A 21,923-nucleotide genomic window follows, 5' to 3' on the forward strand; every position below is an offset into this window, starting at 1 on the left:
GATGCAGACACTGATGAACCGCTTGTCGCCGAAAAGACTGGCCTGGATCCTGGCACTCAGCACCGTCATGCTCGGCGGCTGCTGGTCGTCCCAGAATACTGATAGCGCATCGGGCAGCGGCGAGGTCCGCTCGGGAAGCGACCGCCAGGCCGCTCCCACGATCCGTGTCTACATGGCGGAATTCCAGGAGTTTGGCGAGGTCGTCGGCATCACCGCTGCGTCGGACGAATTCGTCGATCTGCGCATGCGGCTCGAGGCTGCCGACGGCGAACCACTGCCCGACGCCGAGCTCAAGATCAGTTCACTGGTAGGCAACGAGCTCAGCGACGAATCCTTGCCCACCGATAAAGACGGCTGGGTCGATATTCGTATACGCCCTCGCCTGCCCGGTGAGGATGTATTGACCTTCACCGGTGGCGGAATCAGCAAGCAGGTGAGCCTTTACATCACGGATGACGCCTATGGCCATCCCATGGAACACCTGGCCGAGCGGGCCGTGGATCTGCCCGAGGTGGAAGGCGTGGTCCCGTGGCAGACCATGACGGATATCGGCACTCGTGAAGGGCGCCACGGGCTGCTGGAGCCAATCTTCACCAGTGATGTCCGGGAATTGCACGGCAAGGACGTGCGTATACAGGGTTTCATGCTGCCGCTGGATAACAGCGACCGGCAGCAGCATTTTCTGTTGAGCCGCACACCACCGAGCTGCTTCTACTGTCTGCCGGGCGGGCCGGAGAACGTCGTGGAAGTCCGCACCGAACGCCCCGTGGAATTCAGCTTCGACCCCATGGTGATCGCCGGCCGTATGGAGCTGCTGGAGGATAGCGAACTGGGGCTCTTCTACCGGCTATCCAACGGCAAGAAAGAATAGGCCACAGCCTGCCTGCGGGATACTTTTCCACCGAGTTATCCACAGGCAGTCAACCGCGGTTTCGCTCGCAAACCATTTGCTGGAGCGGATTTCACGGCAGCGACCAAGCGCTGTACAGGAAATGTACACATGCTTGTCAGGCGATTCCCACAAGCAGGAAAAAGCAGCGCCCGAATCAAGCACTTCCCGATTCGAGGATTCGATCGGCCAGTCTGGCCCCACTCAACCAGGCACCCTCCACCCGATCGCCGTGACACCAGTCGCCGCAGGCACCTATGCCGGTTGCCGGGTCATACAGGTAGCCCTGCCGCAGAGGCTCGGCAGACTGGCTGTAGCGCCAGCGATGGGTACGGAGCATTTCGATTGCCGTCTCTTCGGGCAGGTGAGTTAATGCCCTGAAGGCGGCCTGGAGGTCGTCAGCTACGGGGTCCGGTTCCCGCTCGATATTCGCGGCCGTCCATTGCGCCTCGGCATGGCATTGCCAGAGATCACGGCCCTCACGGCCCGGCTTGCTGCTGTCACGCGCAATCCAGCGCAGTGGGCTGTCCTGGACAAAGGCACCATCAAATTCGAGTTCCGGCGCGTCTCGCAATCGAATCAGCATGGCCCAGCACCCGTGCATCGGTGTCGACCGGGCGGACTCCGCGAGCAGATGTGCCGCCTGCAGCAGAGGCACCGCCTGGGGAGCGGGAACGGCAACAGCCACACGCTCGAAACCGGCAAACACGCTGCCACTCTCCGCCTGCAATTCGAGACCCTGCTCTGTCACGTTCACGGCCTCGATTCTGATACCGCTGCGCAGCGTCAGACCGTCACTCAGGTGTCGGGTCAAGGCGCTCATTCGCGGCACGCCCACCCAGCGGGTCTGGTCATCAACCAGTGTTTCGATCCGCGTCGGTGAGAGTTTCACCAGACGTGCCTGCCAGGGCGCCACAACACCGACCTGCCGCCAACCGGCAACCGCGTCGGCAAAACGGGCATCGCGGGCGGTGAAATACTGTGCGCCCATATCGCCCTGCCACCCTTTGCCCCGGCGGGTGGACAGCCGCCCGCCAGGCCCGCGGGATTTCTCGAACAGCGTCACCTCGTGCCCCGCCGCAACCAGGCCACGCGCGCAGCTCAGGCCGGCGAGACCAGCCCCGACTACCGCGATTTTCATCAGCCACCACCACGTTGAAAGCGCAGATCGAAGTTGCGAAGCAGCGCCTGGCGCTGGTCCGCCGTAAACCCGGTGAACACCAGGCTGACCTCGGTTCTGGGCAGGGACAGACTGGCAATCCGGCGGGTCTGCTCGGGACCGAGCCGGATCTCCAGTCGTCGATCAGGCCATGTTGCCGTGGCCGTGTCGCCACGCCAGTTCAATTCCACGTCAGGGACCACGGCAGCAAGCGTCCGACGGCATTCCGCATGGGTAACGCCCATATCCTTGCTCACCACGTGGGCATCTGCCCGATCACTGGCAGTCATCGCTCAACCGCCCGCAATCGGTGGCCACACAGCAAAGACGTCACCGTCCTTGAATACGGGCTGATCCCGTTGCTCGGGCTTGATGTACTCGCCGTTGCGCAGCACCAGGTGGGCGAGCTTGGGCGGCACACGCAAACGCTCGATCAACTGCGCAGGGGTGGTGTCATCATCGATATCCAGTTCGAAACCTTCGTGCGGGAGCACGCCCCGAGGAAGCAGGTCACTCAGGGAGGCGAACAATTTGACGCGTATCCGCATGTTTGAAATCCAACCGATGAGTCGGGGGCGGCCCGGAAGGCCGCCCCGAAAGGTCACGCCGGCTTGAGCACCTGCGCGTTATGGCCAATGGCTTGCGTGTTGGCCAGATAGGCCTCCATCAGCCGGGTGGGGTCATCCTTGAGCTTGTCCTTCCAGCCACGCAAACGCACCCTACTCTGGATCAGCCCGCGAATCACACCGACATGCTCGGTGAGACCGAGCGCACTGGCACCAACGAGACGATCGTCCTCGAACTGCAGATTTAGATAGCGGAACCGCTCCGGCGAGTAAAGCTCGGCGGAATCCCCGCCATCCGTGCCCATCCACAGGCCGAACGACGACGAAATCAGGCCCAGGGTGTCAAGGACGTTCATGTTGACGCTGCCCTGGTGCAGCTGCGGGCGGCCGGCCATGTTGCTTGCCACCACGCGGCCATGGTCCGCAGCCGTGGGCTGCACCGCATGCACGGCATAATTGCCGGTGGAAAAGTCCAGGCCCTGGGCCACATCGCCCGCGGCGTAGACATCCGGCAGGCTGCTTTGCAGGTGACGATCCACCAGGATACCCTGATCAAGCCTGATGCCTGATCCATCCAGGAAACCGGTGTTGCTGGCCACGCCAACACAGACGATCACCAGGTCGGCTGGAATGGACTCGCCATGATCCAGCTTCACTGCGAGCGGATGGCCGCCGGTGCCCTGGTCGACCCCTTCCACCTTGGTGTCGGTGTGAACGGCGACCCCCTTGTCTTCACACCAGCGCTTGATCAGCCCACCGGCCTTGTCGTTCATCATCCGGGGAACCATCCGGTCCTGCTGCTCGACCACCGTCAGGTGGGTCTTGCGCAGGGCCAGAGACTCCAGAATGATGCAGCCGATAAAGCCGGCACCGATCAGGACAACGTGGGAACCTGCACCCGCTTTGCTGAGGATTTGTCTTGCGTCTGCGAGCGTCCAGCAGGTGTGGACATTCTCCCGGTCGACACCCGGGATCGGCGGGATCACCGGGTGCGACCCCGTCGCCAGCAGCAGCTTGTCGTAGTCCAGTGTGTCACCACCCTGGAGCTTGAGCTGATGCTTGTCCGCATCAAGAGAATCAACCCACCCATGGCGGACATCGATTCCCTTGCTCTCGAAATAGCCCGCATCCTTTCGCAGATGCGTGCCCTTCTCGTCGATCTGATCGATCAGCAGATAGGGGATGGCCATCCGTGAATACGGCGGCTCGGGTTCACCACTCAACAGGACGATATCCGAATCGGCGTCGATCTTGCGCAAGGACTCGGCAGCAACCACACCCGCCGGCCCCGCTCCTACGATCACATGTCGCATGCTTGTGCCTCCATGAGGGCGCTTCGGGATCAGATCCCGAAGCGCTGACGGGTCTCGGACGTCAATTCGCCGGTGGGTGTCCAGCCACGAATCTCGTAATACTTGGGCAGCATCTTGTCGAGTTCGTTGACCATGCCCTTCGCCGGCCCCACGTTGGCGGCATCCTTGCGCAGGCGCTTCGGCAGGGTGTCATCCTTGCCGGTGAGCCCGGCCTTCAGATTGAAGTCTCGCTCCAGGTTCCAGATACGCTCACCGACCTCCAGCAGCTTCTCGGTCGACCAGTCACCATCGCAGGCCGCGTCGATCTGTGGCGAGATATTGTCCAGCGTCCAGGCAAACGTGGTGAACACGCAAAGGCCGCTGGAATCCACCGCAGCGGTGGCGTCCTGAAAGGCCTTGACCAGCTCCGGCTTGCCATCACTCACCAACGGGTCGGTCTTCTCCGGGATACCCAGCACCTCGGAGGCCACCGTGTAGCCCCGCAGGTGGCAGGCGCCGCGGTTGGAGGTGGCGTAGGCAAGGCCCATGCCCTGGATACCCCGGGGATCGTAGGCGGGAAACTCCTGACCCTTGACGGTCATGGACAGGTCCGGGTGGCCGTACTTCTCGCACAACCGCTTGGAGCCCAGCCCCAGCACCTTGCCAAAACCTTCGCCGCGGGCGGTCAGCTCGGTGACGGCGGCAAGTGCCTTGGCGGATCCGAAGTTCAACTCGATACCGCCGGTCTCTTCCTTGGTGATCACACCCATCTCATAGAGCTCCATGGCGGCAGCCACGGTGGCTCCGAAGGAGATGGGATCGATACCGTCCTCGTTACAAAGGAAGTTCACATAGGTGAGCGTGTCGAGATCGTCGACGCCGGTATCCGAACCCAGCGCCCAGGCGGCTTCATATTCCAGCCCCCCGGAATTGCCCCAGTACTGGGGCTTGTTCTCCACCGTGAAGTGGCCCTTGTAGACCGTGGAGATGCGGCCGCAGGCAATGGTGCAGGCAAAACACGCCGCATTGGTGGTGAGGTTGGGCTTGCCGTCTCCCTTCCGCGGCTCGTGCATGGCCTCGCCGGAGATCTTGTGGGCGCCCTCGAACTGCACCTCGCGCATGTTCCGCGTCGGCATTGCACCCATCTCGTTGATCACGTTCATCAACACCTGGGTGCCGTAGGTGGGCAGGCCCTGGCCGGTGACGGCGCTCTCCTGCAGAACCTTCTTGCCCTCCTCCGTGGCCTGCATGAAGCGCATCGGGTCCTTGATGTTGCCGACACCCTTGGTGCCACGGACCACCACCGCCTTGAGATTCTTGGAGGCCATGACGGTGCCGACACCGGAGCGCCCCGCAGCCCGGTGCAGATCATTCACCACGGCGGCGTAGAGATTCCCCGCCTCGGCCGCACGACCGACACAGGCAATACGGATCAGGGGATCCTGGTGCATCTTGTGGAGCATCTCGTCGGCTTCCCAGACGGTCTTGCCCCAGAGTTCCTTGGCGGACCGCAGTTCGGCCTTGTCGTTCTCCAGCCAGAGGTAGACTGGCGCGTCGGCCTTGCCCTCGAAGATGATCATGTCCCAGCCGGCGGTCTTGATCTCGGCACCGATGAACCCGCCGGAGTTGGAACAGGCGATAGCGCCGGTCAGCGGGCTCTTGCAGACCACCGAATAACGCCCGCCCGTGGAGGCCATGGTGCCGGTGAGCGGCCCCGTGGTCATGATCAGCTTGTTGTCCGGCGAGAGTGCGTCGATGGCCGGGTCGATCTCCTCGTACAGATACTTGCTCGCCAGTCCGCGCTGGCCGAGGTAATCCCGCGCCCACTCCCTGTTAAGCGGTTCAGCCTCGGCGGTGCCGCGGCTCAAATTGACTCGTAGAACCTTTCCCGTCCAAGCCATGGCTAGTTACTCCCCTGCTGACCCGACATGTACACGTTGATGGCCTTTTCCCGCGGCGCGTTGGTGCTGGCCGGACCCTGGGGCGATTGCTGCGCCCAGGCCCGCATCCGCTCCATGCCTGTGTCATCCGCCGCGACATAGGTGATTGCGCCGGTGGGGCAGGCCTTGGCGCACCACGGATCACCGCCGCAAAGGTCACACTTCATGACCTTGCCGGTTTCCTGTTCGTAGTTGACGGTGCCGAAGGGGCAGGCAATGGTGCAGACCTTGCAGCCGACGCAGACATCCTCGAGCACGTTCTTCGCGCCGGTGGCCATGTCCACCACGATGGCCTCCACCGGGCAGGCATGCATGCACCAGGCTTCGTCACACTGGGTGCAGGTATAGGGGGCGAAGCGACCCTCTTCGTGGAACGTGAATACCTTGATTCGCGAGCGTGCCGGGTTGAACGCGCCGGTATTCTCGTAGGAACAGGCCATTTCGCATTGCAGGCAACCGGTACACTTTTCCGGCTCCAGCTTGAGGGCTTTAAGCATCTCCACTCCTCCGGGATGTCATTATGTTTATGTGCCTTGCACAGGAAGTCAGGCGCAGCACATCGTTGCTGGCTGCAACTGCTCCGAACTTCGAGCATACGATAAGTTCCCCCTGCCAGAAAGACGCTTCGCCCACCACAAAAACCGGTACATCGGCTGGTGATGCGTCAGGCCGGAACTGCAGATCCTGCGAGACTTGCCGATAACCCCGAAGTGGCCACTGAATCGCTTCTCAAGCTGTGACCTGGCGCGCGTTAACCAGGCAGGCTGCGTGCTATCTTCCGACCGGAGTCGGGCCAAAGATGGATTAGGGAGACCGGACATGTACCCCCTCACGGCGTTCCTTCTGGCTGCCTCCGGCGCCATGCTGATCGGACTCATCCTGGTGCTGGCCTGGGCCCTGTCGCGGGAGCGCTACTACGAGCGCCTGCTGGAGGCCAGGGAGGACCAGTACGCCCAGGCACTGAAACGCGAGGGCGAACTCTCGGCCCAGACCAACCAGTTGCTGGAAGATCAGGCCCGTGCCCGGCTTCGCGTGCAGCGGCTGGAAGAGCGCTATGTCATGCGTGGCGAACTCATCCGCGACCTCGGACTCGACCCGGAGCGAATTGAACAATCCCGGGAGAGTCTGCTCGGGGTGCTGGCCATCCTGCGCATTCGCATCGGACTGCTGTTGGTATCGGACCTGAACCGGGTCGCCCTGCGCGACGTGACTACTGCGGCCGGCGGTCGGGCGGGGCTGGCGTTTCGCCAACTGGATGACAAGCTTCGGGGAGAGGGCGGACCGCAGCATGATCAACAGTCGCGCCAACTACTGCGCGAGATGATTGATGTGAGTCACATCGAGAAGTCCGTCAGCGATGTCCCGGAGCCAATGATCTGAGTTCCGGTGCAGCCTCGCAGGAATGCTCATCGTGACTCTGGATTCGGCGCCTATCAAACTGACATTCCGATGAAACCCTGTTACGCTGCCAGCACTTCGCGAGGGGTATTCTGCGGATGAACAAAGCTGTACTAATGAGCCTGCAAGGCGGTCGCCGGATGCTAGTAGCCGTGCTGATTGTCGGCCTCTGCGTCCCCGTGCTTCTTCATGCACATCCCCATGCCTGGATTGATCTATCCGTTGAGCTGCACATGGATGAACAGCGACAACTGAGCGGCCTCACCCAGACCTGGGTTTTTGACCCGGTCTATACCCTGATTCTCCTTGAGGAACTCGACGAGGAGCATCCCGAAGATGCACGCGCAGAGCAGTTGCGCGGCATGGCTGCGCGGATGATCACCAGCATGGGTGACTACGATTACCTCACTCGCATCGAGGTCGACGAAGAGCGCCTCCGCGCCACTGAGGTGACGAACGTAGAGGCACAGCTCACCGCCGGAGAACAACTCCAGTTCCGCTTTACCCTGCAACTCCCGGAGCAAGTTGACGCACGGGGCAGCTCAGTGAGCTACATGATCTACGACCCGGTTTACTACATCGAGATGCTGCATCCATCAGCGGACGCCGTGAGCCTGAATGGCGCGACAGATGCCTGCCAGGTGACCATCGATGAACCGAAACCCGACCCATCACAGATTGCCCGTGCCGCGGCAGTGGATCTCGGTGCAGCCAGCGCCGACGGGCTGGGCCGTCACTTCGCACAGCGCGTGAATCTGCAATGCCGATGATCCGCCTGAAGCACTTGCTGGGTATTGCGCTGCTGTTGATGCTGGCGGCACCGCTGGCCTCGGCCCAGTCACCCTTCGCCCAGTCTCCACCGGCGGAAGACCGACAGGCCACCGCCACATCCACAGCGTCGGAAAACCCCGGTCTGCGCGAGCGTGCCGTCACCTGGATGCTGGTCACCCAGCGATCCCTGCATCAGCAGCTCAATGCCGGCATACGGCAGCTTCGGCAGGATACATCCCTGGCCAATATCGGCTGGCTTTTCCTGATCAGTTTTGGCTATGGCGTCTTTCACGCTGCTGGCCCGGGCCACGGCAAGGCGGTGATTTCCGCCTACCTGCTGACCCATCCCGCCCGACTGGGGACCGGGTTACTGCTTTCTTTCCTCGCTTCGATACTGCAGGGGCTGACAGCAATCGTGCTGGTCGTGGGGCTGGTGAAGATCGCAGGCTGGCTGAGTCGCGATGCCATGCAGCAAGTGGGGCTGGTGGAGCAGGTCAGTTTCGCGATCCTTGCCGTCTTCGGTGCCATGCTCCTGCTGCGGGCGGCACGCCGCCTGTGGCGCCGCGCCATGACCGCACCAACCGCGGCTACTCCACCTCCGGTCAGCGCTGGCGACCTCGCCCCGGCACAACGCGGCAGTCTGTCCTTCCAGCCCATTTCGACAGACAGGTCGACCATTACGCCGGATAGTCACCAGCACGACGCCGGCTGTGGCTGCGGACACCCGCATCATGTGGCACCCCAAGCGCTGGACCAGCACGGTAGTCGCTGGGCCATGGTGGGGGCCATTCTTGCCGTTGGCAGTCGACCCTGCACCGGTGCGGTCCTGATACTCGCCGCCGCCAATCTGCTCGGCCTGCTGGCCGTGGGCATTGGCGCCGTCATGGCAATGGCACTTGGCACCGCGATCACTGTGTCGACGCTGGCCGCCCTGGCGGTGTTTTCCAGGGATCAGGCTCGGCGCCTTGCCCGGGGCATGGACACAGTCCGCCTTGCCGTGGCCGGCGACCTGGTGGCGATCGTTGGCGGCGTGCTGATACTCTTCGCGGGTGTAAGCCTGCTTGTCGCTGCGCTGGGCAATCCGACCCCCGCACTCTACAGGCTCTGACGCAGACCCTGACTCCGGCGAGGTGTGCAGTGGCCCTGATCATTTTCCTCCTGCTTCTCTTCACACCGCTGATCGAGATTTTCATTCTCATCGAGATCGGCAGCGTTATCGGCGCAGTGCCCACTATCGGACTGTGCATTCTGACGGCGCTACTTGGTGCCGCCCTGCTCCGGCATCAGGGCATCAGAACCCTGCAACGCGCGCGAACCAACCTGGATCGAGGCACCGTGCCGGCCCTGGAAATGCTGGAAGGCGTGGCCCTGGCCGTCGGCGGTTTGCTGCTGATGACACCGGGCTTCTTCACCGACGCCATCGGTTTCGCCTGCCTGATTCCGTTCACGCGGCGGTTACTGGTCGGGATGGTTCTCAAGCGGGTGCATGTCGTTTACGGCCCGATCGAGGGGAGCACCCGACGACATCCTCCCACCGGCAAGGGTGGTGCCGGCGGCGAACCCCGGGTTATCGAGGGCGAATACCAACGGCGCGACGATTCCGATGGACCAATCGACCGGCAGTAGCGCTTTGAAGGGCGCCAAATACGCTCCGGAATTTGACATCCAACGAAAACATCTCTTGTATCTAGGTCAACGTCTTCCTGGCTGGTCCACAGACGGGCCGGTGTCGACGATAATGAGACGATAACGATTAGACGAGGAGGGTCATCAATGAAAACCCTAGCTGTTTCCACCGTCGCAGGTCTTGCCGTAATGGGAGCAACCCTGCTCACACAGCCGCAGATCACATCAGCGCAGGAAGTGACCCAGCTCCGTTGGGCGACCTCTGCCACCGGTTCGGCCGGGCATCGTGCCAAGGTGAACCTCATGGCGGTGCTCAATCGCGAGATGGACAACTTCAACATCAACGTGATGCCCACCCCGGGCGCCATCGCAACCATCCGCGGCTATGCCATGGGCGAGTTCGATGGCTACTACGGGGCGGACATTGCATTCAACGAACTGGCCAATGACACCGGACGCTTCGAGGGCTTCCGCGATCGCATGGAACGCGAGCCGGTACAGTCCTTCTGGGCCTACACCATGGAAGTCGGGCTGGCGGTCCGCGCATCCGATCTGGAGAACTACAGTGGCTGGGGTGACCTGGCGGGCAGCCCGGTCTTCACCGGCCCGGCTCCCTGGGACGTGCGTGCCCAGCTGGAACGGGCCATGAACACGCTGGAAGTCGGCCACGAGTATCGCGAACTCGACCTGGGCCTGGCTGGCAGTTCCCTTGATGACGGGACTATTGACGCCTTTATCGCCTATACGGCCAGCGAATCCTCCGTAGCGCCCTGGGTGGCCGAGGCCGAGTTGTCCGTCGATATGGCCATTCTCAACCCCAACGAGTCGGAAGTGCAGGCCTTGCGTGATGCCGGCATGGAGGTTGTAAGCCTCGATCCCGGTGTGTTCCAGTCCGACGTGCATGTCGACGAAGTGATGCTCGTACCCTTCTTCTACGGCTTCCACCTCGGTCCGGATGTGTCCGAGGAAGACATGTACAACATGCTGGTCACCATCGAGGAAAACGCTGAAGAACTCGCCCGGGCAGACTCGGTTTTCGCGCAGATTCGCGACGATATGCCGGAAATGCAGCGCCGCGGGGTCGAAGCCTCCATCAACGATGTGCGGGTACACCCCGGCCTGGCCCGGTACATGCGCGAGCGTGACGTCTGGAATAGCGACTGGGACGACCGGATCGCCGACTAGTCGTCCCAAGCATGGTCTTCAGCAATGCGTTGAAGACCCTTCCGATTCGGTTGCCGGGCGTGCAAGGACCAGCTTCGCCCGGTAACCCGTTCGCGAGTGCCGTCCCATGAGCACGGACGAGACCCAGCAGGCAGAGCCCCTCAGCCTGCCCCGCAAGATCGCGCATTGTCTGTTCTTCGTGGCAGCGCTTTATTTCTTCGCGCACCTTTCCTGGTATTACATGACGGGGGCCGGCGGGCCAACCCGGCTCGCTGTTGCCATGGTGCCCATGACCGTCGTGCTGGTATTCCTGAACGATGCACGACGCGGCGAACTCTACCCGCGGCTCGGCCATTGGGGTGGGCTGCTGGCAGCAGTCGTCTATTCCGGCATCTGTCTGTGGGCCTCTTACTACATCCTCAGCGAGTTCGACGCCATTCGTATCTTCCGGGTCGGCTTCTGGGATCGGGCGGACTATCTCGCCGGGGGCGCAATCGCCGCACTGGTGCTGGAGTACACCCGCAGAAAGTACTTTGCGCTTTTCGTGGTCAATCTGACCCTGCTGGTCTACACCATCTATGGATACATGATACCGGGGTTGTTCAACCACCCCGGCATTTCGTTCAATCGCGCGGTCAGCGCTGTCAGCATCGAAATGAGCACCGGCGTCTTCGAACGCCTGTCACAGCTCGGGCTCACGCTGATCGGCTCCTTCATTCTGGTTCTGGCGGTGTTGCGCGCCTTCGACTGCATCGACTCGATTCTCAAGGGCAGCGCCCGGCTTGCCGCACGGTCACCGGCCATGCTGCCGCAAACCGCCGTTGTGGGCTCCTTCGCCGTTGCCGCAGTGAGCGGCAGCGGGGCCGCCAATGCGGCAACCACTGGCACTGCCACGATTCCGGCCTTGATTCGCAGCGGCTTCCCCAGGGTGAAGGCGGCCGCAGTCGAGACGGCGTCTTCCCTCGGTGGCCAGTTGATGCCGCCGCTGATGGGTATCGCCGCCTTCATGATGGCGGAGATCATGGGGGTGAGTTATTTCGATGTGGTCGCCCGCGGCTTCGGCCCGGCCATGATCTACTTCCTCGGCGTCTGCGTCGCGGTCTACCTGCTGGCGGTCCGCTACCAGCGCAAGGCCGTGATGCCGAAGGTCGAGCCCATGAAGATGCTGGACTGGGTAAACATTGCCGCCTACCTGCTCGGCGTTTGCGGCCTGATCTATCTGATGGGGTTCGAGCGCAAGGCCGCCATGACATCGGCCCAGACCGTGTTCGTGTATCTCGCCATCGGGCTTGGCACCCTCTTCCTTGCCCAGCGTATCTGGCAACGCAACTGGCATCCGAAGGAACTCATCCGGCCATTCCACAAGATGGTGGACACTTTCGCCCTCACCACCGCCGAGTTGACCATCCTGCTGGCGACATTGGGCATTCTCACCGCAGCATTCACGGTGACCGGCGTGCCTACGAAGGTGGGCATCCTGGTCATGGAAGTCGCCTCCATCAACCTGGTGCTGATGGTCCTGGTGGCTTTTGCCTTTGGCTACCTGGTGGGTATGGGCCTGCCAGTGGCGCCTACGTATATCGTGGTGGCCGTGGTGATCGCGCCATTCATGATCCGCGCCGGCATTGACCCCTGGGTGGTGCACTTCTTCGCTTTCTTCGTCGCCGTATTCGGTGAGTTGTCACCACCAACCTCGGTGACAGCAGCGGTGACGTCGAGAATTGCGGAGGCGCCATTCGTGCGCACCATGATCGACTCGCTGGGCCTGTGCATTCCGCTGATCGTCATGATGTTTGCGGTATTCACCCGGCCGGAGCTGGTGCTGGAGCCAGGCGTCGCGCAACTGGGCGCCATCTTCCTTGTCTCGGTGGGTACCCTGGGGATCATCTTCGGGCTGCAGGGCAGATTCCACAGCAATACGAGCATGGACCGATTGTTGCGGCTGAGCCTGATCGCGATCTCGCTACTGACCCTGTTCCACCCCGACAACACCATGTCGCTGATGGCCTCGCTGGTGGTGCTTGCAGGGCTGGGTGCCGGGCTATTCCGCGCCTACCGGGCACGCCAGGAAGTCTTGAGTGATGCGCCGGTAGAGGAAGTGGACATCGTCGTCAGCAAGGGTGGGTGAAGCGGTAGCTAACGGCTACCGCTGCGTATCCTTTGACCGCCACGCTGTCCTTGCCCCCGCCCCTGGCGCTGGTGACGGACATTGCCACGCCGGGATTCGGCGATGCCGCCGCCTCTCGCCTGCCCTGCGGCCCCGCCCCTTTGGCCGCCGGACGAGCGATTGCTCCACTGCCGCTGACGTGACTCGCCACCGCTACGGGCGCCGCCGGAGCGATGCTGGCGCTGTCCGCCACTATCACGGCGGGCCTGGCCCTGCCTGCCGGAACCATGCAGCGGATTGCTGCGATCAACCCGTGGGCCGCCCTGCAGGGCGTTTCCCGAGCTGCCCCGGCGCTGGGATGGCATGGCAGAGCTTTCGTTCCGACTACCGCTGCGTTGACCGGACCAGTTTCCTCGGGTGGTCGGCCGTGGCTGGCTGCGGTGTTGCTCCGTCCGGCTCTGCTCGAACCGACGAGGCCGCTGCTGTGGGGCCGCGCTGGTGCGCGGCACCGAGCGAATCTGCCGAGGCGCCTGTGCCTCCCAAGAGCGGCGTTGCGACTGGCTGCCTCGACGTGTGGTCGACTGCTGCGGGCGGGTGACTCGATACCCGGACCAGCCCTGCTGCGTGTGACGGTAGGCGACGCCCCGGCGATGCTGGGGTCGATGACGCCAGGAATGGTAACTTCCCGGCTTGAGGTATCCGGCGCGATAACGGGCCGGCGGCGGCTGTGGCGGGCGATGGATGTTGACGACGAATACGTTGCGACGGCCCCAATCGACGGAGCTGAAGAAAAAGCCGCTGGAAACCACGACCCCAGACGACCAGAAAATACCGGCATGGCTGTGGTATCCGCGAGGCGGATGCCAGTAGACCGGCGGGTACGCGGGGTACCACCAGTTGCCGTAGACCACGGTCGGATTGAAGTAGGGAACGTAAACCACATCCGGCGCACGGGAGCGGATCACTATCACCTCCCGCTCGCGAATGACATCAACCTGATCCAGGCCCTCCAGCCCGCCTGCAGCATCAGCCCGCTGGCGCAATACCTGGACCGCTTTGATGACGTCGTCTTCCTGGAACAGAAAGGCGTCTCCCAACTGCGTGGTCCAGTCGAGATCGCTGCTCATCCGCTCAATCAGATCAGGGAAGGCCACCAGTGCCGTGACGCTTGGGTCCCAGCCCCGATCACCGGCTGCCTCCACGGCTTGCGCACCGTCCATGCCGGGATTGGCCCGAGACCAGCGGGCGGCTTCCACCACCTCAAGGGGATACGTGGAGGCGATCAGAACCTGCGAGAGCAATGTGTCGGGATAGAGCGCGATGGGTGCCAGCAGGCGGTGAATCTCGGCCTCGCTGTATCCACCATCACTCCGGTCGGACCCGTGGACCAGCGCCGGCCCCAGCAGGAGCAAGAGGACTACCATAGCGAGGCGCTTCATGTTCGACCTCCCTGCCGCCGGACCCGGTGGCTGAACTTCGTGCCTGAATAGAAGCAGACCACAGGCCCCCTGGGGCGTTCCCGACGCGCCTGTCGGGCATGGACGTCAACTCACTTCCAGCACCACGTTGCCAACCACGCGTCGAAGCTCCACCAGGTCATGAGCCTCGGCAATCCGGGACAGGGGCAGTCGATGCGCAATGGGATGCCGCAATGATCCGGACTTCAACAAATCGGTCACGCCCTTGACTGCAACCTGGCGGGCGTCGGCCGGTAACGTGTAGACGATGAAGAACTGAATCAGGGCATGCTTGAGTATTGCCGGGTAAAAGGGCACAGGCATCTCCGCCCGATCGCTGCCGTAGACCACGATGAGGCCGCCCGTGCGCAGGGCAGCAAGGTCGAGTTCTGCATTAGTGGAGAACTCGATCTCGATGACGCGATCCACGCCCTCGCCGCCGGTAGCCGCTAGCAACTGTTCGGCCGCGTCAGCCCTGCGGTAGTCGATAACGGTCTGGGCTCCCAGATCCCGGGCAACCGCCTGCTTCTCTGGCGTGCTCGCCGTTGCAAGCACTTGCCGGGCGCCTGCCAGTATGGCCATCTGAATCGCGTACTGGGACACGGCACCGGCACCACCGGTGACCAGAACGCGCTGTCCCGCCACACCACCATTGCAGTGCACGGCATGATAAGCGGTCAGCGCCGGAATACCCATGCAGGCGCCTACGTCTCCGCCAACACCCGCCGGCAGGGGAACTGCCTGTTCCTCCGGCAGCACGCAATACTGCGCCGCAGTGCCGTTGGGACGCCCCCAGGCCCCGTTGTACACCCACACGGACTCGCCGACCCGTGCCTGATCCACTCCGGCACCCACTGCGTCTATCACGCCGGCGCCGTCACTGTGCGGCGTCATGCGCGGGAACGGCAGGGTGGTGGAGCGAACCCCAGCCCGTGCCTTTACGTCGGAGGGGTTCACGCCACTCCAGGCGATACGCACGCGGACTTCACCTGCACCCGGCTCCGGCGTGGGCATTTCGTCGACTCGAAGCACGTCGGCGGCGGGACCCGTCTTTTCGTAAAACGCAGCAAGCATTGCAGATTCTCCAGACTGGCTAGCGAAAACTCGTGGGTGGCATTATGCATCAGGGAGACACTGATTGATTCGCCCGTTCGCCCTCGAGTCAATTGGCGAACCATCCTGCCAAATTGCAATCACATGGCTAGGCATGAGCTAAGGAGACACTGCGAAGATATGGGCACACGCTATGCACTCCCCCACCGGCTACTGCACTGGGGCATCGCGATCCTGATACTGCTGTCGCTTGCCAGCGGCATGACCCTGGGTTTCCTCGGCTTCGAAGGAGCAATGGAGCGCTTCGGGCAGGCGGGAACAGATTTCGTCTACACCTACCACAAGACGCTGGGTGTCACGATACTCGGCCTGATGGTGTTGCGCCTGATCAGCCGCCTGGTGTTCGGCAAGCCGGCTTACGAGCAGGCATTGCCACCGGCACAGAAATGGGCCAGCAACGCCGTTCACATCACTCTCTACGTCCTGTTGTTCACCATGCCTGTACTCGGGTGGCTAGCGACGGCATCCGGTGGCTATCCGGTGCAGTTCTTCCAGTTCAACCTGCCAGGCCTGATCGGCAGGGATCCGGCGCTCTCCGAGACGCTGTTCGCCTGGCACGGACGCGTCGGTTGGCTGATCCTCGTTCTTGCCGTGATTCACATCAGTGCGGCCCTGTATCACTGGAAGGTGCGGCGTGACGGAGTGATGCAGCGCATGAGTCTGCTCGGAGGCAATCGCTGATCCATTGAGCCCGCACCCTGTGCTATCGTCGGCTGCGGACTCCATGGAGCGTCACGACGCGCAAGCGGCATAGACTTGGAACAGCTCAAGGCATTCGGCGGGATTCTCGGGCACGCATTTCGCAATCTGCTCCCCATCATTATCGTGGTGGCGATCTTTCAGTTCGCCATTATGCGGCAGGTTCCGCCGGACCTGCTGTCCATCGTGTTCGGGCTGCTGGTCGTTGTGCTGGGCATCGCCCTGTTCCTGCAGGGCCTGGAACTCAGTATCTTCCCCATCGGCAAGAACCTGTCCAACGCATTCGCCAAGAAGGGCTCACTGCCGCTGCTGATGATCTTCGGCTTTTTCCTCGGCTTCGCTGCGGTCATCGCCGAGCCGGCCCTGATCGCGGTAGCCGAGCAGGCCCAGGTGATCAGCGAAGGCAGAATCAACGCCTTTACGCTGCGATTGCTGGTGGCGACCTCTGTCGGTGCCGTTGTGGCCCTGGGGGTGGTGCGCATCGTCCTCGGCCACAGCCTGCACTGGTACATGATCATCGGCTACGTGCTGGTGGTGCTGGTCACATTCTTCGCGCCCGCGGAAATTGTCGGGCTTGCCTATGACTCCGGGGGCGTGACCACCAATATCGTCACCGTGCCCCTCATTGCAGCCTTGGGTATCGGTCTGGCGACCTCATTGCGCGGCAGGAATGCGCTCAGTCACGGCTTCGGGCTGGTGGCACTGTGCGTCATGGTGCCGATGATCTCGGTGCAGCTCTACGGCATCGTTGTATATACCTTTGGCGACGCGGGCGAACTGGGCGGAAACGATCTCGCAATGGATCCGACCGTTGACGAGGCCGTCGCACCCGTGGCTGGAAGCATGTTGCTAGGCATGGTGACAGACCTCTTCTCCATGCTGCGGGACGTGCTTCCGATCATCATTGTCATCCTGTTTTTCCAGTATGTAGTGATTCGCAAGCGCATTGCTCACCTGGAGAAGGTGGTCGCCGGCTTCATTCTCGTCATCGTCGGGCTCTATGCTTTCGTAGTCGGCCTCAAACTCGGCCTGTTTCCCGTTGGGCAGAGCATGGCGGAGCAGCTGATTTCGCTGGAGGCGGTTCTCTACATCTACCTGTTCGCCTTCTGCATCGGCTTTGCCACCACCATGGCCGAACCGGCCCTGATTGCCATTGGCCAGAAGGCCGAGGAGGCAGGCAAGGGAAAGTTGCAGGGCAACGTCATTCGCCTGCTCGTGGCGCTTGGCGTCGCCATTGGCATCACCATCGGCGTGCATCGCATCATCAGCGGCGACTCCATCCATCTGTACATAATGACTGGCTATACGCTGGTGATCATCCTGACCTTTCTTGCGCCGAAATACATCGTGGCGCTGGCCTATGATCTGGGGGGGGTCACGACATCGGAGGTGACCGTGCCGCTGGTCACAGCGCTGGGGATTGGACTCGCCACACACCTCGATGGTCGCAATCCACTACTGGATGGCTTCGGTCTGATCGCCTTTGCCTCCATTTTCCCAATCGTGACCGTCATGCTCTATGCTATCGCCGTTGAATTCGCCGCGCGGGCGAAGGGAGTACCGTGATGAAGTTTGCCGTACTGGTTGCCATACTCGCCGACGATCTCGAGGAGCAGGCCATCGACTCCGCGCGTAGCGCGGGCGCTGGCGGTGTCACTATCCTCGACGCCCGGGGCATGGGTGGGGAAGAGAAAAAGACCTTTCTCGGGCTGACCTACGAAGGCAGTCAGTCCGCGCTGGTCTTCGTGCTGGAACGGAAGCTGTCCGTTGCCGTGCTGAAACGGATGACCCGGGACCTGGACCTGGCATCAAGCAGCAAGGGCGTGGTGTTTACCGTGCCCATCGAGCACATTGCCGGTATCGATCTGGCCCAGGTCGAGCAGTTCGAATCACGTATTCTCGATCAACTCTAGGGAGTTGCCATGCTAGTCAAGGACATCATGCAAACCGACGTGGTCACCATCTCACCGCGGGCCACGATCAGGCAGGCCATGCAGGCAATGCGCAGCAAGGGCGTAAAGTCTCTCGTGGTGGAGAAGCAGAACGCCCATGACGCCTACGGCATCATCACCTACACGACCATCCTGCGCACTATTGTTGCAGAAGAAGGCGATATTGACCTGATCAACGTCTACGACGTTTGCACCAAGCCGGTGATCTCCGTCTCCGCCGAACTGGATGTCAAGCATGTAGCGAGATTGATGGTGAATCACGATTTCCGCCGCATTATCGTTCTCGAGAACAACCAGCTTCAGGGCATTATCGCGATGAATGACATCGTGCGGCCCATCCTCGAGCTGGCGGAAGAGTAGTCGGGGTCGACCCGGTTGCAAGCTCCGTTATTTTTTGCCGAATTTCTTCGACACAACAAGTGCATGCAATCGGGTATCACCATGTTGGTCTCCACCTGCCCCGCTCTATAACGGCGCTTCCTTCAAGGCGCTCAACGCAACTATTGACGTCAAAAGTATTCATTCAGCACGCGGCGGCCAGGACCTGTTGAGAGAAAAACCGCAGCATCTCGCACGTCGCATCGGGACCCTTGGGATCGGTGTAGGAGCCACTGTCGCTGCCACCGGCCCAGGCGTGACCGGCGCCGTGGATCAGCCAATGCTCCATGAACACCCCCCCGTCGGGATCAACATAGACGGCGCGCGTGTAGGCATGGCCTCCCGGCACCTGACCACGATGCTTGCTGACCCTGGGCTTTCCGCCTGTGGTGGCACCCGCCGTCGCCTGGGCAATCACCAGCTCGCCGTTGCGCGGGTGCACGGTGGTGTCGCTATCGCCGTGAAAGACGATGGTCGGTACGCGATAGTCAGCCGGGCCGAAGCCTGCGCCACCCTGGCGCATGGCAGCGAAGGCAGACGGCAAATCACCAGCGGCACCGGCGGCAAGTCCGGAATGGATGCCTACGGCGGCGTAAAGATCGGGGTGGGTAGCGCCCAGGATCGCCGCCATCGCCCCACCCGAGGACAGGCCAGCGACGTAGACCCGGCGCTGGTCCAGCCCATAGCGGGTGATGACCTCCCGCGTCATGCCGGCGAGCAGTGACGGTTCGCCACCGTCGCGCTGCTGATCGCCGTTCCTGAACCAGTTCCAGCACTTCTGCAGATTGGCGCCAGGCGACTGCGCCGGGTATAGCACCAGGCAGTCCTGGGCCTCCGCCAGGTGATTCATGCGTGTGCCGGCCGCGAAGTCATCGGGGTCCTGGGTACAGCCATGCAGCATGAGCACGAGTGGCAGCGCCTGGCCGCGGTAGCTGCTGGGGATGTACAGCTTGTAGCTCCGCGTCCCCGCCTGATTACCGTAGCTGCCGTCGATGAAGCGTCCGCCGTCGGGGATCAGGTCGGTCGGTGCATGGCGCCGCCGCTGAGGCCGGAGGGACGGCAGCTCAAAGCCCTGCAACAGGCTATCGCGAGTATCGAAAGGGTAAACCGGGCGGCGTTCCGTGCGTTCCGTTTTTGCCGACGGCTCGGCCCCGCCGTCGTTGACGACGCGGAAGCTGCCTTCAATGGGCGCCTTCGCCCAGTGCTCCTCCGGTTGGGCAACCGGGTCGGCCGCGGCCTCGCCGCGCAGCGTCCGTTGGATCATGGCGGTGGCTTCGTTGAGCTGGCCGGCCCGCGTCAGACGGGTGGCTTCATGCATTCCAGCGAGCATGGCTTGATTCATCGCTAATGGCTCCAGTTTGGTTGGGGATTCCCCCAGAGAATCGACAGTTCCAGTTCAGGCGAGCGCAGTGTCAGCGCATCCGATCGGCCAGCGCGGCCTTGACCTCCCGGCTGGCTTGCAGCACACCGAGCACGGTGACGGATTCGATGGTCGTACGAGCCAATTCGGGCGACACGTCATCGGCGATGCTGGCCAGGCCCAGCACCTGGATCTGCACCCGCTCGCCGGCATCCCGCAACGCCTCCAGGTCCTTGCGGCTGTAGTGCTGCAGCCCCAGTACAAAGGCCTTGCGCGTTACGGTCTGTTTGACGACGTCGGCATGGCCGGCCAACTGGTTGCGAATCGCCGTGCGGATTAAATCGGTGCGATTCGAATAGAAGCCCTCCTGCACCAGCAGGTCGATCTGGCCGAGGTCGACTGCCCCCAGGTTGATCGTGATCTTCTCGGACTCGCCGCCCTTTCCACGTATTTCAGTCATGAGAAAACCTCCATAGACCATCTATATGGATGGTATTGGGAGGGTTTGCAACCCCTGCGGGGAAATTGGCACGTAAAAGGGAAGACCGAGGCGCCCGGAGAGCGCTTCAGCAAATCAGGTAAGGAGCCATTGCGCGCTGCGGAACACTAGCGCACGACCTGAAAATCAATCGGCTTGTAGCGGAAGTTGTTCGACTGCCCAGCGGAGCATGCAGTCATCGCCACCACGAGGGGCATCTCAGCCCGCAGGCGGACAAAATCCCCTGCGTTGCTGCGTGGCGGTCGCACGCGGAACTCCCCTGTTGTGGCATCGATCTCAACATGCATAAAGACGTTGAACGCGACGGGAATGCGATCGACACCGATACCGTAAGGGGCCAGTACGGAGACCAGATTGCCCTCGCAACCCGGGCGCCCCTCGCTCTCCCCATAGATGAGCTTGAAGGTATCTTTCGAGCAGGGGGTCAACGTAAAGTCATGCCGGCCGCAGGTGTCCTCCAGGATGGTGAACATTGGCCGGCTGCGGTTCGAGTACAGCACATCACCCGTGGTGAGCCACAGCCGTGAGGCGTAATCAAGAGAACGCCCTGAAGAGAGGTACTCCGCACTGTCCGGACGTCCAAAAGCCACCAAGTCACTTACCTGCTGGCCTTCGGGATCGATAATCACCAGTTCATGGCCCAGGGAAAGCTCGACTGTCCGTGCTGAGCAGGGCGGAATCCTTACCGTCGCCGTATCGGCATTCACGACTTCTCTCTGAAATCGTAAGGGCATTGCCAACCGACCTCCACCTCACGGCCACTGTATTGCCTGGCCTCGCTCGCATCGCCGAAATCCGCCAGGTTGGGATTCACGGATCCCTGCAAGTCGATATCGCGTGACCGAGTGGCGGATTGCATCTTCCCATAGCGCCCATCCTCTCGTAGCTTCTCGAACTGGCGGTGAGAATTGAACACCAAGGCCGGATGTCTAAACCGCCTGGCGAGTCGCGACGCCTTCGCGTGGAGCCCAATCAGGAAAAACGGATGGCCGGAAATGCTCAGGCTGAAGTGCGGGCTTTCGGTGTCATCACTGACGTCCTCCGCAGGAAGATTTCCCGCCAGAACATCAAGCCGGTGAATGCGCCATAGCTGCGACCACATCAACGACTCGAATTGAAGTTCGTTCAAGTCGGTGGGCTCGCGGAATATGGCGACGTAGGAGTGCACGATATCTTCATCGGCGGAACTTGATTCGATCATGGAGACGAAGTGCGATAGCCCCTCTATCAGCAGCCGGTCATTGGCGCGGTCACCCAATCGCCCAAACTCCTGCGTTTCGATGGAGCCACGGGCCAACGCTGACTTGGCGCCCACGCACGGATAGGTAACGCCACCGAGAAACTCCAGAAAGCGAGCGCCCAGATCCTGCAGGGGCATGGGGTTCGGTTCAGTTGCAATATTGCTTTCAGTACGCATCATAAAATCTCGCTAATTCGCAAATTTCCCATAGCGACAGAAACCGACTGGCGCAGTCGGCGCGCTCCAGGCGGTGACTGTGACAATGCGGAATTGCCGCAATTTCAGGGGGACTGCAGCAGACGGGGCGCACAGC

General features: G+C 62.1%; 23 protein-coding genes. 11 read left to right on the plus strand and 12 right to left on the minus strand.

All coding sequences use genetic code 11. The features are described 5' to 3' along the window. The first annotated feature begins 1 nt into the window (after position 1). Positions 2-871, plus strand: coding sequence for a DUF3299 domain-containing protein (locus tag J2T57_RS12600; RefSeq protein ID WP_253478818.1), 870 nt, complete (start codon positions 2-4; stop codon positions 869-871). Positions 872-1,046: 175 nt separating this feature from the next. On the opposite strand, the gene J2T57_RS12605 is transcribed toward J2T57_RS12600, so the two are convergent. From J2T57_RS12605 to J2T57_RS12630, 6 genes are read right to left on the minus strand one after another with little or no spacing between them, the layout of a single operon-like run. Then, positions 1,047-2,030: an NAD(P)/FAD-dependent oxidoreductase gene (locus tag J2T57_RS12605; protein WP_253478820.1), complete on the minus strand. Its 984-nt coding sequence runs from the start codon at positions 2,028-2,030 to the stop codon at positions 1,047-1,049. Then, positions 2,030-2,338 (minus strand): hypothetical protein, encoded by a 309-nt coding sequence (locus J2T57_RS12610; RefSeq protein ID WP_253478822.1) that lies wholly within the window; start codon positions 2,336-2,338, stop codon positions 2,030-2,032. Before J2T57_RS12610 ends, J2T57_RS12605 begins: the two co-directional genes overlap by 1 nt. Positions 2,339-2,341: 3 nt before the next feature. Beyond that, positions 2,342-2,596 carry a MoaD/ThiS family protein gene (locus tag J2T57_RS12615; RefSeq protein ID WP_253478824.1) on the minus strand — a complete coding sequence of 85 codons (255 nt, stop codon included), beginning with the start codon at positions 2,594-2,596 and terminating at the stop codon, positions 2,342-2,344. 53 nt (positions 2,597-2,649) lie between these two features. After that, complete coding sequence (locus J2T57_RS12620) at positions 2,650-3,927, minus strand: NAD(P)/FAD-dependent oxidoreductase (protein WP_253478827.1); 1,278 nt, start codon at positions 3,925-3,927, stop codon at positions 2,650-2,652. Positions 3,928-3,956: 29 nt separating this feature from the next. After that, positions 3,957-5,807 carry an aldehyde ferredoxin oxidoreductase family protein gene (locus J2T57_RS12625; protein ID WP_253478829.1) on the minus strand — a complete coding sequence of 617 codons (1,851 nt, stop codon included), beginning with the start codon at positions 5,805-5,807 and terminating at the stop codon, positions 3,957-3,959. Between the two features lie 2 nt (positions 5,808-5,809). After that, complete coding sequence (locus J2T57_RS12630) at positions 5,810-6,343, minus strand: 4Fe-4S dicluster domain-containing protein (RefSeq protein WP_253478831.1); 534 nt, start codon at positions 6,341-6,343, stop codon at positions 5,810-5,812. A gap of 322 nt (positions 6,344-6,665) precedes the next feature. On the opposite strand from J2T57_RS12630, the gene J2T57_RS12635 reads away from it, so the two are divergent. From J2T57_RS12635 to J2T57_RS12660, 6 genes are all read left to right on the plus strand, one after another. Then, a complete protein-coding gene (locus tag J2T57_RS12635; protein ID WP_253478833.1) occupies positions 6,666-7,226 on the plus strand; it encodes a hypothetical protein in 561 nt (186 codons plus the stop codon). Positions 7,227-7,360: 134 nt separating this feature from the next. Beyond that, positions 7,361-8,014, plus strand: a complete 654-nt coding sequence (locus J2T57_RS12640) for a DUF1007 family protein (protein ID WP_253478835.1) — start codon at positions 7,361-7,363, stop codon at positions 8,012-8,014. Next, positions 8,011-9,123, plus strand: a complete 1,113-nt coding sequence (locus J2T57_RS12645; RefSeq protein ID WP_253478837.1) for a nickel/cobalt transporter — start codon at positions 8,011-8,013, stop codon at positions 9,121-9,123. Before J2T57_RS12640 ends, J2T57_RS12645 begins: the two co-directional genes overlap by 4 nt. A 29-nt stretch (positions 9,124-9,152) precedes the next feature. Continuing rightward, positions 9,153-9,641 carry an FxsA family protein gene (locus J2T57_RS12650; protein ID WP_253478839.1) on the plus strand — a complete coding sequence of 163 codons (489 nt, stop codon included), beginning with the start codon at positions 9,153-9,155 and terminating at the stop codon, positions 9,639-9,641. 147 nt (positions 9,642-9,788) lie between these two features. Beyond that, positions 9,789-10,826, plus strand: a complete 1,038-nt coding sequence (locus J2T57_RS12655; protein WP_253478841.1) for a TAXI family TRAP transporter solute-binding subunit — start codon at positions 9,789-9,791, stop codon at positions 10,824-10,826. Between the two features lie 106 nt (positions 10,827-10,932). Further along, complete coding sequence (locus tag J2T57_RS12660; protein ID WP_253478843.1) at positions 10,933-12,933, plus strand: TRAP transporter permease; 2,001 nt, start codon at positions 10,933-10,935, stop codon at positions 12,931-12,933. 8 nt (positions 12,934-12,941) lie between these two features. Here the strand turns inward: J2T57_RS12660 and J2T57_RS12665 are convergent, their stop codons facing one another. Both J2T57_RS12665 and J2T57_RS12670 read right to left on the minus strand, forming a co-directional pair. After that, positions 12,942-14,351 carry a DUF3300 domain-containing protein gene (locus J2T57_RS12665; protein ID WP_253478845.1) on the minus strand — a complete coding sequence of 470 codons (1,410 nt, stop codon included), beginning with the start codon at positions 14,349-14,351 and terminating at the stop codon, positions 12,942-12,944. 105 nt (positions 14,352-14,456) lie between these two features. After that, positions 14,457-15,443, minus strand: coding sequence for an NADPH:quinone reductase (locus tag J2T57_RS12670; protein ID WP_253478847.1), 987 nt, complete (start codon positions 15,441-15,443; stop codon positions 14,457-14,459). 159 nt (positions 15,444-15,602) lie between these two features. Here J2T57_RS12670 and J2T57_RS12675 point away from each other — a divergent pair, with 159 nt between their 5' ends. From J2T57_RS12675 to J2T57_RS12690, 4 genes are all read left to right on the plus strand, one after another. Continuing rightward, positions 15,603-16,163: a cytochrome b gene (locus J2T57_RS12675; protein ID WP_253478849.1), complete on the plus strand. Its 561-nt coding sequence runs from the start codon at positions 15,603-15,605 to the stop codon at positions 16,161-16,163. A gap of 75 nt (positions 16,164-16,238) precedes the next feature. Then, on the plus strand, positions 16,239-17,747 hold the full coding sequence (locus J2T57_RS12680) for a DUF1538 domain-containing protein (protein ID WP_253478850.1): 1,509 nt from the start codon (positions 16,239-16,241) through the stop codon (positions 17,745-17,747). Next, positions 17,747-18,094 (plus strand): P-II family nitrogen regulator, encoded by a 348-nt coding sequence (locus J2T57_RS12685; protein ID WP_253478852.1) that lies wholly within the window; start codon positions 17,747-17,749, stop codon positions 18,092-18,094. The genes J2T57_RS12680 and J2T57_RS12685 overlap by 1 nt, the downstream gene beginning before the upstream one ends. A gap of 9 nt (positions 18,095-18,103) precedes the next feature. Further along, positions 18,104-18,493 carry a CBS domain-containing protein gene (locus J2T57_RS12690; RefSeq protein WP_253478854.1) on the plus strand — a complete coding sequence of 130 codons (390 nt, stop codon included), beginning with the start codon at positions 18,104-18,106 and terminating at the stop codon, positions 18,491-18,493. Positions 18,494-18,656: 163 nt separating this feature from the next. Here J2T57_RS12690 and J2T57_RS12695 read toward each other — a convergent pair whose 3' ends face one another. The 4 genes from J2T57_RS12695 to gntA all read right to left on the minus strand — a co-directional run bounded on the left by J2T57_RS12695 (position 18,657) and on the right by gntA (position 21,790). After that, the gene (locus J2T57_RS12695) at positions 18,657-19,853 is read right to left on the minus strand and encodes an extracellular catalytic domain type 1 short-chain-length polyhydroxyalkanoate depolymerase (RefSeq protein ID WP_253478856.1); all 1,197 of its coding nucleotides are present in this window, start codon (positions 19,851-19,853) and stop codon (positions 18,657-18,659) included. 70 nt (positions 19,854-19,923) lie between these two features. After that, entirely contained in the window at positions 19,924-20,331 is a 408-nt protein-coding gene (locus tag J2T57_RS12700) for a CopG family transcriptional regulator (protein WP_253478858.1), read from the minus strand. 146 nt (positions 20,332-20,477) lie between these two features. Then, a complete protein-coding gene (locus tag J2T57_RS12705) occupies positions 20,478-21,077 on the minus strand; it encodes a DUF1989 domain-containing protein (RefSeq protein WP_253478860.1) in 600 nt (199 codons plus the stop codon). Continuing rightward, positions 21,074-21,790 (minus strand): guanitoxin biosynthesis heme-dependent pre-guanitoxin N-hydroxylase GntA, encoded by a 717-nt coding sequence (gene gntA / locus J2T57_RS12710; protein WP_253478862.1) that lies wholly within the window; start codon positions 21,788-21,790, stop codon positions 21,074-21,076. Before gntA ends, J2T57_RS12705 begins: the two co-directional genes overlap by 4 nt. Positions 21,791-21,923 lie beyond the last annotated feature (133 nt).

The sequence above is a fragment of the Natronocella acetinitrilica genome (assembly GCF_024170285.1).
GTDB classification, from domain to species: Bacteria; Pseudomonadota; Gammaproteobacteria; order Nitrococcales; family Aquisalimonadaceae; genus Natronocella; species Natronocella acetinitrilica.